At 32.7% G+C, this 17369-nt stretch carries 16 protein-coding genes and 1 tRNA gene; 9 read left to right on the top strand and 8 right to left on the bottom strand.

The window, feature by feature from the left end:
* The first annotated feature begins 38 nt into the window (after positions 1–38).
* On the top strand, positions 39–248 hold the full coding sequence (locus Q8L85_00570; protein ID MDP1723181.1) for a DUF378 domain-containing protein: 210 nt from the start codon (positions 39–41) through the stop codon (positions 246–248).
* Positions 249–432: 184 nt separating this feature from the next.
* On the opposite strand, the gene msrA is transcribed toward Q8L85_00570, so the two are convergent.
* Positions 433–990, bottom strand: a complete 558-nt coding sequence (gene msrA / locus Q8L85_00565; protein ID MDP1723180.1) for a peptide-methionine (S)-S-oxide reductase MsrA — start codon at positions 988–990, stop codon at positions 433–435.
* Positions 991–1280: 290 nt separating this feature from the next.
* Here msrA and Q8L85_00560 point away from each other — a divergent pair, with 290 nt between their 5' ends.
* A complete protein-coding gene (locus tag Q8L85_00560) occupies positions 1281–1742 on the top strand; it encodes an amidohydrolase family protein (GenBank protein MDP1723179.1) in 462 nt (153 codons plus the stop codon).
* An 82-nt stretch (positions 1743–1824) separates the two neighbouring features.
* Here the strand turns inward: Q8L85_00560 and Q8L85_00555 are convergent, their stop codons facing one another.
* From Q8L85_00555 to Q8L85_00535, 5 genes are all read right to left on the bottom strand, one after another.
* Entirely contained in the window at positions 1825–4431 is a 2607-nt protein-coding gene (locus Q8L85_00555) for a type II toxin-antitoxin system YoeB family toxin (protein MDP1723178.1), read from the bottom strand.
* A 165-nt stretch (positions 4432–4596) separates the two neighbouring features.
* Complete coding sequence (locus Q8L85_00550; GenBank protein ID MDP1723177.1) at positions 4597–5457, bottom strand: MBL fold metallo-hydrolase; 861 nt, start codon at positions 5455–5457, stop codon at positions 4597–4599.
* Positions 5458–5578: 121 nt separating this feature from the next.
* The gene (locus Q8L85_00545; protein ID MDP1723176.1) at positions 5579–6427 is read right to left on the bottom strand and encodes a sulfite exporter TauE/SafE family protein; all 849 of its coding nucleotides are present in this window, start codon (positions 6425–6427) and stop codon (positions 5579–5581) included.
* The gene (locus tag Q8L85_00540; protein ID MDP1723175.1) at positions 6411–7163 is read right to left on the bottom strand and encodes a transporter substrate-binding domain-containing protein; all 753 of its coding nucleotides are present in this window, start codon (positions 7161–7163) and stop codon (positions 6411–6413) included. The genes Q8L85_00545 and Q8L85_00540 overlap by 17 nt, the downstream gene beginning before the upstream one ends.
* A gap of 163 nt (positions 7164–7326) precedes the next feature.
* Complete coding sequence (locus Q8L85_00535; GenBank protein MDP1723174.1) at positions 7327–8547, bottom strand: D-alanyl-D-alanine carboxypeptidase family protein; 1221 nt, start codon at positions 8545–8547, stop codon at positions 7327–7329.
* 80 nt (positions 8548–8627) lie between these two features.
* Between Q8L85_00535 and Q8L85_00530 the strand changes: the two genes are divergently transcribed.
* The 6 genes from Q8L85_00530 to Q8L85_00505 all read left to right on the top strand — a co-directional run bounded on the left by Q8L85_00530 (position 8628) and on the right by Q8L85_00505 (position 14732).
* Positions 8628–8966, top strand: coding sequence for a P-II family nitrogen regulator (locus Q8L85_00530; GenBank protein ID MDP1723173.1), 339 nt, complete (start codon positions 8628–8630; stop codon positions 8964–8966).
* A 384-nt stretch (positions 8967–9350) separates the two neighbouring features.
* Positions 9351–10562, top strand: a complete 1212-nt coding sequence (locus Q8L85_00525) for an aromatic amino acid transport family protein (GenBank protein ID MDP1723172.1) — start codon at positions 9351–9353, stop codon at positions 10560–10562.
* Between the two features lie 205 nt (positions 10563–10767).
* Positions 10768–11979 (top strand): aromatic amino acid transport family protein, encoded by a 1212-nt coding sequence (locus Q8L85_00520; GenBank protein MDP1723171.1) that lies wholly within the window; start codon positions 10768–10770, stop codon positions 11977–11979.
* Between the two features lie 43 nt (positions 11980–12022).
* Entirely contained in the window at positions 12023–12688 is a 666-nt protein-coding gene (locus tag Q8L85_00515; GenBank protein MDP1723170.1) for a hypothetical protein, read from the top strand.
* 676 nt (positions 12689–13364) lie between these two features.
* Positions 13365–13928 (top strand): pantetheine-phosphate adenylyltransferase, encoded by a 564-nt coding sequence (gene coaD, locus Q8L85_00510; protein ID MDP1723169.1) that lies wholly within the window; start codon positions 13365–13367, stop codon positions 13926–13928.
* Between the two features lie 75 nt (positions 13929–14003).
* Positions 14004–14732 (top strand): molybdopterin-binding protein, encoded by a 729-nt coding sequence (locus Q8L85_00505; GenBank protein MDP1723168.1) that lies wholly within the window; start codon positions 14004–14006, stop codon positions 14730–14732.
* Position 14733: 1 nt separating this feature from the next.
* Here Q8L85_00505 and Q8L85_00500 read toward each other — a convergent pair whose 3' ends face one another.
* Together Q8L85_00500 and Q8L85_00495 are read right to left on the bottom strand one after the other, a co-directional pair.
* The gene (locus tag Q8L85_00500) at positions 14734–15888 is read right to left on the bottom strand and encodes a murein transglycosylase A (GenBank protein MDP1723167.1); all 1155 of its coding nucleotides are present in this window, start codon (positions 15886–15888) and stop codon (positions 14734–14736) included.
* 44 nt (positions 15889–15932) lie between these two features.
* Positions 15933–16024 (bottom strand) — tRNA-Ser (locus Q8L85_00495).
* A 501-nt stretch (positions 16025–16525) separates the two neighbouring features.
* On the opposite strand from Q8L85_00495, the gene Q8L85_00490 reads away from it, so the two are divergent.
* Entirely contained in the window at positions 16526–17296 is a 771-nt protein-coding gene (locus Q8L85_00490) for a Smr/MutS family protein (protein ID MDP1723166.1), read from the top strand.
* The last annotated feature ends 73 nt before the right edge of the window (positions 17297–17369 follow it).

The raw sequence follows: 17369 nt of genomic DNA, 5'->3' as shown, positions 1-17369 counted from the left end.
TCTTGTATAGGAAATACATTCTTTTTATGGAGGTTCAAATGGGAAAATTCAATTTTCTTGATTGGCTGGCCATGATTATTATGATTATTGGTGCACTAAACTGGGGCTTGGTTGGTGTGTTCAACTTTAACATAGTTGAATATATATTCGGCATCGGTGCTGTTGCTACCAAAATCGTTTATATCGTTGTAGGATTGGCAGCCGTCTATGGTATTGCAATGCTTTTTAAATGCTTTAAAGGATGTTAAGAAGCTGCAATAATTGTGAGCAAGCGAATGTCAGAGGTCAGGCGTTAGAAGATGTGTCTGAAGTTCGCCATCGCCGTTATTTTTCTGACGCCTGACCTCTGTTATTCGCTTTTTATTTCTCTTTTTATACGGAAGGGGGGGCGCTTGGTAGCGCCTCTTCTTCTTTTATCTTCTGAGAACTACATTAAGGCCCCCAAATAATATTCAACCTTTTATCCCGCCCACAATTCCAGCGATAAAATTTATAACGAACAGGATTTTTTAGGTGATATTCTTGATGATATTCTTCGGCGTTATAAAAAATGGACGCAGGTATAATTGACGTTACAACGTTTTTACCTAATTTTTTTTCAACTTCTTTTATGGATCTTTTAGCTTTTTCCTCTTGTTCTTCATTTTTAAAAAAAATAGCCGCTTTATAAGGAAATCCTTTGTCGCAAAATTGTCCATGATCATCAAAAGGGTCAATATTATGCCAAAAGATATCCAATAATTTTTCATAAGGCATTATAGCAGGATCAAACACTATCTTAACTGCCTCAAGATGTCCTGTATGCGATTCATATGTTGGATTTGTTGATGTGCCGCCTGTATATCCTGATTTTACATCGATGATGCCAGGCGATTTTTTGTGAGTATCATGATCCTCAAAAGCAGTTGCTCCACACCAAAAACAGCCCATTGCAAAAATTGCTTCTTGTGTTTCCATATCATCTGTTTGTTTTTTAAAATCAAAACTCATTTGATACCCCGATTGTGATTGATTTTCAGCATGAAGATTTATAGGTAGAACACCTTGTTTAACTTAAGATTAAACATTTTGCACCCAAATAGCTTATTTTCTTTCCATATTCATATTTATATGCATTTTTGTTATTATACAATACATCGATTTTATATCTTGTACACTAAGTTAATAATGACACAAATGATACATTTCGATTACATCTAAACAATAAGTTGAATAAATATATTTTTTTGAGTTATAAACTTAACTTCTAAAAAGTTAAAATACTAAGGGAAATTTTTAAAATGTATAAAGGCGAAATCATCGATACCCATATGCATTTATGGGATTTAAAAAACAACTATCCATGGCTTACAACAAATCTACCTACTCTTGAATATTTGGGTGGTAATTATAATAAGCTGAAAAAAAATTTTCTAGGAAATGATTACTCCAAACTTATACAACAACAAAAAATTACTAAATCAGTACATGTAGAAGCCTTCGGCTTTCAAGGAAATCCTATATTAGAAACCCAGTGGTTACAAAAACAAGCTGAATTGAGTATTCTAACTTCCTATATCGTTTCAGCAATTAAATTCTTTGGTCACGATCGTTGTATGTTTGGTAGCAATTTTTCACCTGATAGTTTGTTTTATAATTTCAATGAATTGGTAGATAAATTTAAAACAATACTTAATGTTTTTACAGAAGAAGAACAACATAAAATATTCTACAAAAATGCAGAGAAAATCTATAATTTGTAAATATAATAAACAAGTTAATTGAATAATAAATCTTAAAGACAAATGTAAAATAAAAAATTCAACAATGATCTTATTTTAAATATTAATCGTCATAATGTCCTTGGCAAGATAGAATTTTAATATTATCATTGTTTTCTATTTGATAAATAAGCCTATGTTTACCTGTAATCCGTCTAGAAAATGCATCAGAATTTACCAATTGTTCAGGCTTTCCACGTTTTCCACCTATTTTAATATCTGCGATGAGCTCGGATACTTTATCTCGTTTAAAAACATCAAGAGCTATCCATTCCTTTTGCGCATTTTTATCGAACGTAACTTTTATATCTTTGTTACCAATATTCATTTTTTGTTTTGAGATAAAAGAAGTTTTTTCTTGCTCTGAAAGCTTCCCGCGGAGAAGTTTTTTAAACTTATTACCTAGATCTTTTTTCTTTTGTTCACGCTGCTTCTTTTTAAGCGCTTTAAGTTCCTTTCGTTTCAATATACTTAATTCTTCAGACGATTCATCTGTTGATAAAGCAATTTTTTCTTTTACGTCAGCGTTCTCTATAACATTAGATGATTTAACAATATCACAATCACTATTAACTTCATAAGTATCATCAACACTATCATTATTAGCTAAGTTTATTTCTTCATTTTGTAGACGTTCATTTTCACTCATATTATCTAAAATAGAATCTTCTTTTTTTATTTCCGACACGGATTGATCAGATATACCAAAAGTATTTTGTTCTTCTTCTATTTCATTTTTTAAAATTTCATAATAAGAAGCTGCATTTTCAATACCCTCCAACGCCGCTTTCATTAAAAATGTTAAAGCCTCTTTCTTAACCTCAAGTGATTCGCCTGATGGTGAAAGAAGCTTAACAATAGCAAGATTGTAATAAGCATCACCGGAATCTGAATCCAAAAATAATTTAAGTGCAATTTCATTACGTTGAGAATCCGAAATAATTAGATTTCCATCTAAATCTTCAGATGTTTTCTTACAAAAAATTAAACATGCTAACCTGTTTAATGCAGAGCTTGTTTTTGATTTTCTATATAAACTTGCAGCAATTTCATTTCGTTTCCCTTCTGGAATATTATTGTTATCTAAATCTTGATCAACTTTGCCATCTTCAATTAAGTACCCAAGATAAAATAAGGACATAGACTCTGATCTTGACTGCCTAAATAAATCTGCGGCAATTACATATTGCTGTCCATCAGATATGTCCTGGTTATATAAATCCTTCTTAATTTCACCCCTTTCAATCAAATGACCAAGACTAAACAAAGACTGAGGTATTGATGTTGATTGCCTAAACAAATCTGCTGCTATTTCATATCGTTGTTCTTCTAAAAACTCTAAACCATTTAAATCTTTTTTAACTAAACCATTTTGAATTAGCAACCCAAGGATACATGAAGACATTGAGTGAGATAATGATTTTCTAAAGAAATTTGCAGCGCTTTCATATTTTTCATCAGGCAGAATGAGTTTATTGTTTAAATATAAAAGCTTATCCTTTAAAATACACATACCTATTTCATGCAATGACTCTGGCGTATTTAACTCTCTGTACAAATCTGATAAAATAATATATTTATTTTTTTCTGTTATATTTTTTCCATTTGAATCAAATTTAATATCACCATTTTGAATAGAACTTACCATGAATTTATTATTATCATTGTTATTATATGATTTTACGCTCCAAAACAGTCTTGATCCTATTTTGTTTCTATCAATTTCTTTAAATTTTATTCCCTTCTGATCTGAATTTCTTAACCCATTTAGAATTAATTTTGCTAATAAAGAAATATGATTTTGCTCAATAGGATTACGCCAACAATATGCACTTTCATGCAAAAATTTATTTTTATAAAAAAGAGCAGCAAGAAGATTTATAAGTTCTTCGCTTTTACTTTTTAATCTTTTATCACTTAAATACAACTTCCAGTTTAATAAATTAATCGTAAATATTGTTAATTTACGATCACATGGAAAAGCATGCAAAAAAGAAGTCCCTATATAATAAGCAACACTGAAAAAACGTGTATCAAAGAACGCGCTAGATATGCTTTCTAAAGAAAACAAAACACTACCAAGGTTTTTTTCCTCAAAATTTTTTATATATTCAAAACAAAGAATACGTTTTTTACAAAAACATGACTTTTTAACAAGGTTTTCTAATTTTGAAACAATTGTTGTCGGTATTTTTATTATCTGATTTAATTTAACTTTTTTTATTATTTGCATCCAAAATGAAATAACATACCATGAAAAAGCATCGTTATAATATTTTTGCTTTTCTTCTTCAGACGCATTATCACCTTGTTCTACTTTTAATGTACCTAATAACTCCATCGATTTGGGACATGCATTTTGAGATCCCTCTACAGAAAGCCTCAAAGCTTCATCAAAAGTTGGCTCATTTTTAAATTTATAATTCAAATATAATGCTAAAACATTTTTAAATTTTTTTTCGTTTTTTTCGTCAATTTTTTTTCGCTGGTTATCTTTAAGACTGAACCATTCTTTGAATTTTTCAAAACCACAAAATCTAGTATCGGCAAATGGATTTTCACCATTCATCATTATCTCTGTATCATCTTCATCATAATCAGCTGCAAAAACATGAATGGGTTTAAAAAAAAGACAAGAAACAATTGAAATAAAAAGAAATTTTCTCAACACAATAAAAACCCTTATTTAATATATATATATATAATAACGAGATAATATTATATTCAATCACTTAAATCAATAAATTTTATATTTTATTTTTTAGGGGTATATCAGATTTTCTGTTATTTGTAGGTTTGTTTAAAATTAAATTTTTGTCTCGTTGATTAATATTTATCAAACCCCAATCTTATTAATCGGAATTTTTATATATTGCATTTCATTACTTTCAGCTTTACCTAGATATCCGGCGCGCATATTGACTTGAATCGCTGGTAATAATAAACGTGGTACAGTGATGCTTTGGTCGCGTTTGCGACGTTTTTCAATATATTCTTCTTTAGTGATGGCGTCGTTAATCAATATATTTGATTTTTTCTCTTCTTTTACAGTGCTTTCATACAATGCCGAAGTACCTTCAGCAGGACAATCGTGGCACGTAAAAATTCTGGTTTCTGGCGGTAATTGTAGTATTTTCTGAATTGAATCATAAAGTATTTCAGCACTGCCTCCAGGAAAATCAGTGCGACCTGTGCCCATATGTGGCATGAAAATCGTGTCGCCCACGAAGATAGCATCATTAATAAGATAACTTATACAAGCGGGGGTATGACCGGGCGTATACATAATTTTTACGTCTAAAGACCCAATTGAAAAATGCTCATTATCCTTAAATAAATAATCGAATTGTGAACCATCTAAAGGTGTATCTTGGGATGTATTAAAAATAGGGATCCAAAATTTAAGAATTTCTGTAATGTTTGCGCCAATCGCAATTTTACCACCAAGTTTTACTTTTAAGTAATGTGCAGCTGTTAGATGATCAGCATGGATATGTGTTTCAAGAATCCATTCAACGTATAATGCATTGGATTTTATATACTCTATTAATATGTCTGCAGAATTTGTTGTGATTTTACCAAGCAGAGGATCGTAATCTAAGACGGGATCAATAATAGCGCATTTATGCGTTGTTTCATCACTAACAACATAGGTAATAGTTGATGTGTTTTTATCAAAAAAGGCTTGAATATTCATTAAATCCTCCAGCTCATAACAACTATAGTCGATAGACATTGGAAGGATACATAGTCACGCCTTAATGTATATAAGGATACACTTCGCTCGTTGTTCCTTGTCAACTTCTCAAGTCTATTGACTATAATAATGTGTACAATTCTTTTGTGATAACATAAATTGCGATTACTAACGTAAAATATCCGAATGATTTTTTGAGATTTTCAGCTTTTATGCCTTTGCCCATTGAAGTGCCAATCCAGATACCTAAAAGCGTAAATGATAAAAAGACTGCGATCAATGTCCAATTTAGGTCAATTCCTACGATTAGGTCTCCACTGAACCCAATAAGTGAATTAAACGCAATAATAGTAAGTGATGTGCCAATTGCTTCTTTGACGTTTAGTTTAAATATACCAATAAGTGTAGGAATAATCAGGAAACCTCCACCAGTACCGATAAGACCACTTAAAAATCCTATGCCTGAACTACAAATAATTAAATTAATGAATCTAATTATTTTTTTATAATGCGTTGTTTTTGTAGCAGAAATTAATACTATTTTATGTGGTTTGAGCATAAAAATGGAAGCAAGAATCATCAAACTTGCAAAAAGAAGCATAATAAATAAATCGTTAGAGATTGTTAGGTTGTGAATTGTCAAAAATGGATCTGGAAGATAATGCACTAAGTAAGTGCGTGTAATGAAGATCGTTAACATTGCAGGAATAGCAAATATAATGGCTGCGTGAATGTTTACTTGTTTATGTTGCCAATAACGAATGGCGCCAACTAAGGCTGCAATACCAACGATTATCAGTGAGTAGCTTGTTGCTATAATTGGTTTTATATCAAAAAAATAGACAAGGATTGGGATGGTAAGGATAGACCCACCAGCGCCAATGAGCCCTAGAATAAAACCCATTGCAAGTGGAAAACCATATCCAATAAAGGTTAGCATGTTGGTTGATAGTTTATGGACACGGTTCATCTTTTATGGCTGCGTCAATCCTTTGCACCAGTTCATTTGCTTTATTTTCATCATTTTTATATTTTTTACTTATTGCAATATAATATTTTTTTGAATCAACGAAAGGGGGATTAAGTTGCTGAATTTTATCAGAAACTTTCTTTTCTTTTAGAAGTAGGTCAAGTGCTTGTGGTCCTAGAATAATGCTTCCTACACGACCAAGAAGTAATTTATTAAGATTGATCTCATCACTTTGAGCTGAATCATCAACTTTAATATTTTTCATTTCCTTTAAAGTTTTTGTTACAGAATACCCTTGAGGTGCACCTATTGGTTGTGGAATGGCACTGACATTTTTTGACTCATCCCAAGCAATGTTTGAGCCTCTGATCGTTGCAAAAACATAGCTAACATTTTGGATGTTGTTTTGAGGATAAATTAAATATTGTTCACGATCAGGTGTTTTTGAAACAGAAAAAATGCCATCGATTTCACCTTGTTGATTCATTTGAAGGCATCTTTCCCAAGGAAGTGATGAGGTTTCTAAATCAAGATTTAATTTGTCAGCTATTTTTTTGATAATATTGACAGAACTACCTACAACTTTTTTTGTTGCTGGATCGGTAAATTCGTAAGGTGGCCAATCGGCGGTCGAACATAGTTTTAGTTTTTCTTTTTCAGGGGTCACGCAATTTATAGCAAAGCAAGTAGAGACTATAAAAGGTATAAGGTTAAAAGTTGTAAAAATTTTAATCATTTTGATCGGTCCCTATATTTTATAGCTGGGTGAATAAGAATCATATTTCTTATGTGGAAACTTATCGTATAAGGTTCAATAACATATTATTTTATTGAATCATTATAATTATAATTTTTCAACCTTCTTTAAGTTGAATTGAATTTTTTTTTGATTCAGAAAATTATATTGCGACTTCTATGCAAGGAAGCTTTTGGTTTTTAATACCTTTGCAAATTTTGCCTGACTTACTTTGGGGAACATTTTTAATTTGAGCGCGATATAATTTTTTACCATTCACTGTATAGGGCGAAATGAATACATTTTTAGCAAATAAGATGCCTTTATTAGCTTTTATTGCCTTTTCGCCTGCGCGTCTTGCAGCTTGAGGTGTCTTATATGCGCCGACTTGAAGTGTAATATTATTAGATAGTGGCGTTTTCTGCATTGTTAATGGCGTAAGTTTTTTTATATCTTTCATTAAATTCTGTGGTTTTAAAAGGGTTTGTGGTTTTTTATTTAGATTCATTTGAACACAAGAAGATGATTTGTCTTGGTTTATAGGTTCATCTAATTTTTGAGACGCTAACATAAACTTAGCAGGCGCTGATTGATTGTTATTGTTTTCATTAAAGCAGGCGTTTAAAATTCTAGTCATTTTCAGATTACGTGCGCCCGGGGATTTTTCGCCTAATACAACTGCAATGACATTTTTGTTGTCACGAAAAGCTGAAGCCGCAAGATTAAAGCCTGAAGCGCGCGTATAGCCAGTTTTAAGGCCCGTACATCCTTTATAGGAAAAAAGAAGCTTATTGTGATTAGGGTAGGAGCGCCCTTTATAATTAAAAAACTTTGTAGCAAAAAAAGTATAATATTTTGGGAAATGATGCATTAAAGCGAGGCCAAGTGTTGCTATATCCCGTGCAGTTGTTTTTTGATATGGATGTGGTAATCCTGATGCATTGTAAAATTTTGTATTTGTCATGCCGAGGGATTTTGCTTTTTGAGTCATTTTTTGCGCAAAAGCGCCTTCATTTTCTGCCAAGGCTTCTGCAATAACAACAGCCACATCATTGGCTGATTTTGTGGCTAATGCTTCAATTGCATGCTGAACAGTAATCTTGTCACCGGGCTTAACATGAATTTTTGTAGGTGGTTGAATAGAAGCATGTTTTGAAACAGATAATAAGGATGATAGACTATATTTTCCTTTTTCAAGTGCTTCAAAAAGAAGATATATAGTCATCATTTTTGTAAGCGATGCTGGAGAATGGGCCTTATCTGAATTCATTGCATGTTTAATTTTACCTGACTCAGCATCAATGGCAATGGAGGCAAATTGAGATGCAAAAACATTTGGTGTAAGAGAAAGAATAAAAAGTGTTGTTATAATTCTGATGATCATTTTTATTTCTTTAGTACTTATATTTATGAAACCTTAATGTTAGTTTAACCTAATTAATAATCGAATGTCCAGGAGTTCCTATGAAAAAAATTGAAGCAATCATTAAACCTTTTAAATTAGATGATGTAAAAGACGCGTTACATGAAGTAGATATTCAAGGGATGACGATTACCGAAGTCAAAGGTTTTGGTCGTCAAAAAGGCCAAACGGAGCTTTATAAAGGTGCTGAATATGTCATTGATTTTTTGCCTAAAATAAAAATTGAATTGGTCGTTCGGGAAGATCAAGTTGAACAAATTATAAATGTTATTCAACAAGCTGCCTTCACAGGCAAAATTGGAGACGGCAAAATATTTGTATTATCTGTCGAGGATGTATTAAGAATAAGAACAAAAGAACGTGGATTAGATGCAGTTTAATCTATTTGCAGTGTATGTTTTCTTTGCAAAACAGTGATTAGAAAAAGATTTTTATCGTTGACTTAGTGGATGAATTGGTTGAAAATTTAAATTTAGTCACTGTTCACAACTGGAGAAAAAAATGTTTTCCTATTATTATGATTTTAAACGATTTAAAATTTTTGAAGGCATAGACAACACGCGTATCAACATATCTATTGGACATGAAAATGAAATCCAACCGAATACATAATAATGATTTAAATTTAAAATCTGTATATTTTTCTCATTCTTTTCTCTCCCTCTTTATACCCATTCATAAAATTTATCGATTCCGATATTGATCTAGCAATAAATTACGTATCACTTTCTTTATCATTAGCTTAAAAATATTGGAATTTTATCATGCAACGTCAAATTGGCTCTATTTTTATTGTAGCAGGCACAGCAATTGGTGCTGGTATGCTCGCTTTACCACTTGTTCTTGGTCAATTCGGGTTACCCCTCACGATCTTAATCATGTTTGGTATATGGTCTATTATGTATTATGTATCTCTTGTCGTTGTTGAATTAAACTTGCAAGAGGGGCATGGACTGACCTTAATCCAATTGGGCAAAAGATTTTCAGGTCCTGTGGCACAATCCATTGCGCTTATTTGCTTAAAAGTTCTGACATTTTCATTATTAGCTGCTTACATTGATGGTGGTGCATCCATCATTCAAAAATTGTTGTTGACGTTTACTGACACTCAATATGATATTCAATTAATTATTATTTTCTTTGCGTCAGTCCTTATCTTATTGTTTTTATTTACAACAAGATGGATTGATTACGTAAATAGACTTTTATTTTTAGCTTTGATCGTATCTTTTTGTTTGCTCATTATAGGGCTTTTAACAAAAATTGATTTAGTTAAACTCCCTATTTCACCAATTGAGCTCAATTTTGATGCATGGCGCATTGCATTACCAGTTGTATTTACCTCTTTTGGGTATCAAATGGTCATCCATTCATTAACAACTTATTGTAAAAATGATAAAGTCCAATTAAAACGCGTCTTTTTGTGGGGAAGTCTTATTCCTACTTTTGTTTATATATTGTGGACCATTTGCGTTTTAGGTGTTTTATATGTTGAAGATCCTATTGTTTTCCAACAAATTCTCATGGGGAAGGCCGCTATCGGCGACGTTATTCTTTCATTGAGTCATATTTCAAATGCAACTTCGATTCATTTATTTTCAACCATTACATCATTACTTGCAATTTTCACATCTATTATTGGTGTTGGATTGGGTTTGAAGGATTCTTGGAAAATTATTCTTATAAAAAAAATAAAACATCCTGCAACACATTCTTTTACCTCGGTGCTTATTACTTTTGTGCCGTCTTTATTGGTTGTTTTATTCGTCCAAAATGCTTTTATTAAAGCGCTTAGTTTTGGAGGCATGATATCGGCTATTCTTGCAGTTCTTTTGCCATTGTATTTATTACGCAAAGCAAAAGCAAAAAATGAACATTATCATTACCCGATTCTACAATATAAATCATTGCAATTCATTGCGTTGAGTGTTGGTGTTATTGTTATTATATGCGAAATATTAAATCTTTTGCAATAAACCACCCACCCTATGGTCAAATTCGTCGTCAGGACTACTCAGAAAAAGAAACTGGCGGTACTCATGTACGACGAAGTACATTCCGTTCCGGGTCTTGTCCTTTCTAGACTTTGCCACATAATCTGGGTGGTTAATTCAAAACAAACTGGGAAGTTACAATTCTCATTATCGATTTAACAGAGTTTTAAAATTAAGGAATTTTTAAATGCAACGTCAACTAGGCTCAATTTTCATCGTCGCCGGTACTGCCATTGGTGCTGGTATGCTTGCATTACCGTTAGTATTGGCTAATTTTGGTATTATCTACACAATTCTTCTGATGCTCGCGACCTGGGGGTTGATGTATTATCTATCACTCGTAAATCTAGAGCTGAATCTTGATGCAGGAAAAGGTCTTACAATTTCACAATTAGGACGCAAATTTTCAGGTCCTGTGGCTGAAACTATAGGATTTTTATCGCTCAAAATCTTAACATATGCGCTTCTTGCAGCTTATATTGATGGAGGCGCTTCTGTCATTCAAAAAATATTGCTTAGCTTTTTCAATATAGAAGTAACTTTAACGCCAATTATTATTGCCTTTACAACTTTTCTTGTTCTTCTTTTTATTTTTGCAACAAAATGGGTTGATTATACAAACAGAATTATGTTTTTTGGGTTGATCGTTAGCTTTATTATTTTGCTTATTGCACTTTTAGGCATTATTGATTTCAATAATTTGCCGACAACGTCCTCTAATCTTAGTTTGTTATCTTGGCGTGTTGCTTTACCCATTGTTTTTACTTCTTTCGGCTTTCATGTCGTTTTTCATTCCTTAACGGCTTATTGCAACAATGACAAGATCGTGTTAAAGCGTGTTTTTTTCTGGGGTAGTTTTATTCCAACTATCGTCTATATTTTGTTGGTTTTTTGCGTATTAGGTGTACTATTCGCAAAAAATGCTGATTATTTCCAACAGATGCTTCAGGGTAAAGCACAATTAGGTGATATGATTTTGGCGCTTTCTCAATCAGCTGGGACTGAAACAATTCATATTTTTTCAACAATCACTTCACTTTTAGCTATTTTAACGTCCGTTATAGGTGTTGGGTTAGGCTTAAAAGATTCTTGGTTGATGCATCTTTCCAGCAAAATTAAACATCCTCATGCCCAAACATTGGGATCTATTTGTGCTACGTTTGCACCACCTTTGATTCTTGTGTTTTTAATACCAGAAGCTTTTATCAAAGCGCTAAGTTTTGCAGGGCTGATATTGGTTATTATGGCAATTTTGCTTCCGTTGTATTTGCTTCGAAAATCTAAAATGAAGCATAAAGATTATCATTATCCCATTTTACGTTTTATGGGATTGAGGTTTTTAGCAGCAACTGCTGGAATTGCGATTATTGTATGTGAGGTGATTAATATATTTTCATGAATTTAGCTTACATTGTTGAAATGATAGTTTTCAGCTAGAATGAATGCATAAAATAAATTGGGAGGAAAAAATGCGTTTTATTCTAGTGAGTTTTTTTATTTTATTGTCCAACTTTAATGTTCAAGCGAATATAAAGCCTTTTTTAGAGAAAATGTGTCAAATAAGTGAGGATTCACTTAGTTGGATAATGGAACTTTCCAATAATCATGAAGCTATTGATTATACGCTTGAATTTTATAAAAAAGAACTTGTTGATATTGAAAAAGAAGTTTCGGGTAAGAATTTAAATGAATTACAATCTCAAGTGAAAAATGAGCAATTTGCTATTTTAAAAAATAAAATGGAAACGCAAGTAGGTTTTTTGATTGTTTTAAAAGACATTCAAACATTAAAGATTATTGGATCTTTATTTATTGAAGGGGTTGTAACGTGCGATAATAAAGTGATATGGCATTTAAGAGTATTTGGATTGTATAATAAGTATAAAAAATATCTTAATTGTATAAAAAAAACATTTAGTTATGTTAGAGATGTTGCGAAAAATGTATGTGTCGATAAAATCGTTACATTGGGTATGCAAGATGATAAATTTATTATTAATTTGATTTTGATGCGTCTTGGATTTGATGAAGATTTAAATTATTTTTCTGAATATAAAATTGCATCATATGAAAAATATTTTAGTATGGATCTAGGTGATTTGAATTAAATTAAGCAACCATTTTCTTTTGAGATGGTAATACCGCATTCAAGTTTAAAGTGCAGCACGGTTTAAATTTTTAAGGAAATCTTCATGCGGAGAAAGCCAAGAAAGATTTTTTCTAGGTCTAAGATTATATACCCAAATAATCTGAAACTACCGTTTTTAGTCGATGACCTTTGGTCGCTTTTTGAACCAAAAATCTCTAAGGTAAAACAATTATCTGTCGAAATTTTCGGCATCAAAAATCACCTCAAATCTCATGCCTAAAAATCGGCATTTCCAAATCATTTGGGTATATAGTGAAATAAGTTGAAAATGCTACAAAAGTCTCATCATATGTGATAGCCTGACTCCAGGATAAACAGAATGCTTAAACCATTAAGACGCCTAGATGCTGGATACATGACAGCTTCTTTCTAATAACTACTTTTATGTAACTTTTTTCTTGACACTTATATCCGTGCCCATTTATGACGGATGGTAGTTGTTATTTTTTTTAAGCCGATCCTTTTAGGTGGAGGAAACGCGCAACGATGGAAAAGTTGGGATTCTTAAAAAATTTATGGATTCTGCGGGCGAAAAAAACAAGCGTAGGGTGTGCAGGTTTTAACTCATTTTACTAATCTATGCAGCATGTAACGCGATAGTTTTAAATGATCTTTAACAAAGGGTTGGAAGCATTATGACAGAACGAATTGGGGTTTACCCAGGTACATTTGATCCAATTACAAATGGTCATCGTGATATTATTAAACGTGCTTTACGTGTTGTTGATAACATTATTATTGGTGTTGCGCTCAATTCTGAAAAAGATCCTATTTTTACCAATGATCAACGTGAAAAATTAATCCAAGAAGAAGTCCAAATGATAGCAGATGAATTGGGTGATCAATCTATTTTAAATCGTGTGCGTATTTGCTCATTTGATTGCTTGCTGATTGATTTTGTGCGTTCGATTGGTGGTAGCCTTGTGATTCGTGGGTTAAGGGCTGTCAGTGATTTTGAATTTGAGTTTCAAATGGCGAGTATGAATGGACGATTAGCGCCTGAAATACAAACGATCTTTTTAACGGCATCTGATCGTAATCATTTTATTTCATCCAGATTTGTTAAAGAAATTTGTAGATTGGGTGGGGAAATTGATCAATTTGTTTCACCTCATGTCGCAAAAGCACTTTATAAGCTTTACCCGCGTAAACATCATCATTTGGTACAAACTATGCCCAAAGAAGCAAAATTGAGCTAATTTTTTTGCCTCAATGAATTAAATTTATATCTTCTATCGTTTTAAAATAAGAATTATATAAAGAGTAGGTTGTTTATGCATACATCAGCAATTATCGTTATCGGCAGCGAAATTATTTCAGGGCGTACGCAAGATCTTAATGTTCGGTTTATAGCGCAGAAACTTGATCAACGTGGTATTGATCTTAAGGAAATACGCATTATCCCAGATGATGAAAACATGATTATCGAAACAGTAAATGCGCTACGTTCAAAATATAATTATATTTTTACAACGGGCGGCATTGGGCCAACACATGATGATATTACCTCTATTGCTATTGCAAAAGCGTTTAATTTATCTTTGGTTAGATCTTCTAAAATTGTTGAGATCATTCAAAAACGCAATCCTAGTGCGGCTGAAGCTAGCTATAGAATGGCGGATTTACCAGAGGGTGCAACTTTAATTGGTAACCCTATAAACCAAATACCAGGATTTAAAATTGATAATGTGTACGTTTTTGCAGGTGTTCCATCAATTATGCAAGGAATGTTTAGTGCCATTGAGGAAACGCTTGCAAAAAATTTACCGACTTTAAGTAAGACAATTAATTGCAACGTGAAAGAAAGTGATTTGGCAGAGGGGCTTTCAAATATTCAGAACAAATTTATAGGTGTCGAAGTTGGTAGTTATCCATATCAAATAGATGCTGGTTGGCGTGTTAATGTTGTTATTCGTTCAAAAGATCCAAAGCCATTGAATGCTGCAACGCAGAATATAGTAGACTTGATTCAAGAATTAGGTGGGGAACCTGTGCAGATTTAAATTATTTAATTACATTAAGATGTTTCGGCAATAGTACATAATAATTACCTTCTTCTTTCATAATGCCTGCTTTTTCTTCAGCCATTTTACTTGCACCCCAAAAAAGGTCGCCTCTTATAGGACCTTTAATGGCGCCGCCTGTATCTTGTGCAATAACAAGGCGTTGAATTGGTTTTTCAAAGCGTGCTGAAGGCGTTGTTTCAAGCCAAATGGGAATTCCAAGCGGTAAGAATGCACGATCAATAGCTAACGATCGTTCTGGTGTTAAGGGGCAACCCATAGCACCAATTGCATTTTCACTTTCTAATTGTCTGAAAAAAACATAAGAAGGATTTTTCCATAAATAGTGTTTGATTTTATCAGGATTTTTAGATAAATAAGCTTTGATGCTTTGTAGACTCGCTTCTTCTTTAGTGATGTGACCATCTTGCACTAAAAATTTCGCAATGGCCTGATAGGAATGCCCATTTTGTGCGGCATAACCAAGTTTAATGACTTTTCCATCTTCAAATTGAATACGTCCAGATCCTTGAATATGCAGAAAAAAAGCATCTACTTCATCCTTCACCCAACATAAAACATTTTCGAGTGGTAATTCTTTTTGATCAAGCTCTTTCCGAGAGGCGTAGGGTACTAGCTTTTTGTCTTTTATTTTACCGCTAATACGCATGCCTTTTAATTTAGGGTTAAAAATACCCAAATTTTCAACCATGATGAGATCGTCTGGATGTTTGTAGAGCGGATAGGTATAGGTTGATGTTTTTTCTGGAGCGCCCTCAAGCAAAGGTTCGTAATAGCCTGTAAAAAGTCCTTTTGATTTGCTTTCGACTTTATATACATCAAAATGCTGCATAAAAAATTGACGTGCCTCAAAAGAGGAGGGGGTGTTGAGATTATCCGCTTCCTTACATATGGGAAGCCAATCTTTGACGGATCCTGCAAATTTAGGGCCAATTTGCTTGGATGTATTTTGTTTAGACCAAATGTTACAGCTTTGTTTAAAGGCGATCAGGGCTAAATCCTGAGCGTCATCTTGCCACGAGGAGAGTTTATTAAAATCGTTTTTTGAAAGCTTGAAATTGGGAAGTTCCGTTTTTTTTTGGCAATTTGCAAGAAATATAGACAAGCTTAAAATCAATATTTTTTTAAAGTACATCTGAAACCTTAATATTTTTGGGATAAATGAGATTTGTTAATATATGGCGGAGGGAATGGGATTCGAACCCATGATACAACTTACGTCATATGACGGTTTAGCAAACCGTTGCCTTCAGCCACTCGGCCATCCCTCCATTTGGATTGCTTCATTTTTAACGCGTTTTATGGGTGTTCGTCAATACCTTACTTTCAAAAGTTGTTAATATTAAAATTATTGTAACTACCCAGGAAGGGGTCAAGTTTTAGATACCTCTCCTCCTACGTCCCGCGACTTGATCCTGAGAGATCCACACGAAATATTTTTATAATACCTTGAAAACAATAGAAACCCGTCGTTGCGAGCAGCGAAGCTGCGCGGCAATCCAGCCCTAAAATCAACATTTATAGCTTTTGAAAGGCTGTTTTCTAGATTGCTTCTTCGTCTTCGATTCATCGCAACGACAAAATCCTAGGATTTCGCTGTGTTTAAATTCGTGTGGATCTCGCGGGACTTGCCCCGGGACGTAGGAAGTTTGTAGTGTTTTCGAATAATTTTACTATAATGATGTATATTATGAAATTAATATTTTTATTTACAATAATAAAATTATTTGTTACAATAAATTTTATTAAAATTAATTAAGGAGTTTTATGCTATGTTTAAAAGAATATTTATTTATCTTTCGTTAAGTGTTTTAGTTTGTAATAATGTTTATTCAAAAAATGATATTATTGATTCTCATGATGCAGTAATACAGCTTAAGAGTAATGGTGTTTTAAAGGGATTTCAAAAATTTGAAAAATTACTCATAGAAAGTCTTAATGAGGGCAAAAAATCACTTTTGGTTGAAACGGGCAGAGGTCAATTTTTTAAACAATTTTTATCTCTTATAGATCAATCATCGTTGAAAGACTCTATTTTAAAGATTGATCCAGTTTCTACTGATGGAAAAAAAGAAAATGCTTATTCTTTAAAACTTGATCCAGCTTTTCATGTTGAGCCAGCCGAGCATTTAACCGTTATTGAAGTTCCTTCAACTAAAATTGTTTCTGAAAAAAAGAAACAAAAACAAAAGGTAGAAAAAAGCGCTAAAAACACAGAAGCTTCTTTTGTTTCTAAGGATTATGTCTTTCCTGAACAGGATGAGTTAAATTTGCATAGTAAAAGTGTTCAAGGTGCTTATAATCTTGTGATGGATTTTATTGAAGATGCGCATCATACGGGTAAGAAAGTTGTTCTTGTTATTACGGGTAAAGGTAATCATGGGTCGCGTTATAGTAAAACACCTGAATACAAAGTTGGTAAAATTAAACAGCTTTTTCCTGAATGGCTTAAAGATGCACGCATTAAAGATTTAGTGGAAGATTGTGCACAAGCGCATGGTGTTCATGGCGGCGGCGGCGCTTTTTATGTAAGATTAAAATAGATTAAGTTTATATGTTGCTGAATAGTTATCACTGTCTGTTATAAAAATGATGGATAGTGAGATCAGTTTTTAA

Source organism: Alphaproteobacteria bacterium (assembly GCA_030680745.1).
In the GTDB taxonomy this organism is placed as follows: Bacteria; Pseudomonadota; Alphaproteobacteria; order JAUXUR01; family JAUXUR01; genus JAUXUR01.
The sequence above is the reverse complement of the archived record's forward strand: the minus strand, read 5'-3'. Positions and strand labels throughout refer to the sequence as shown.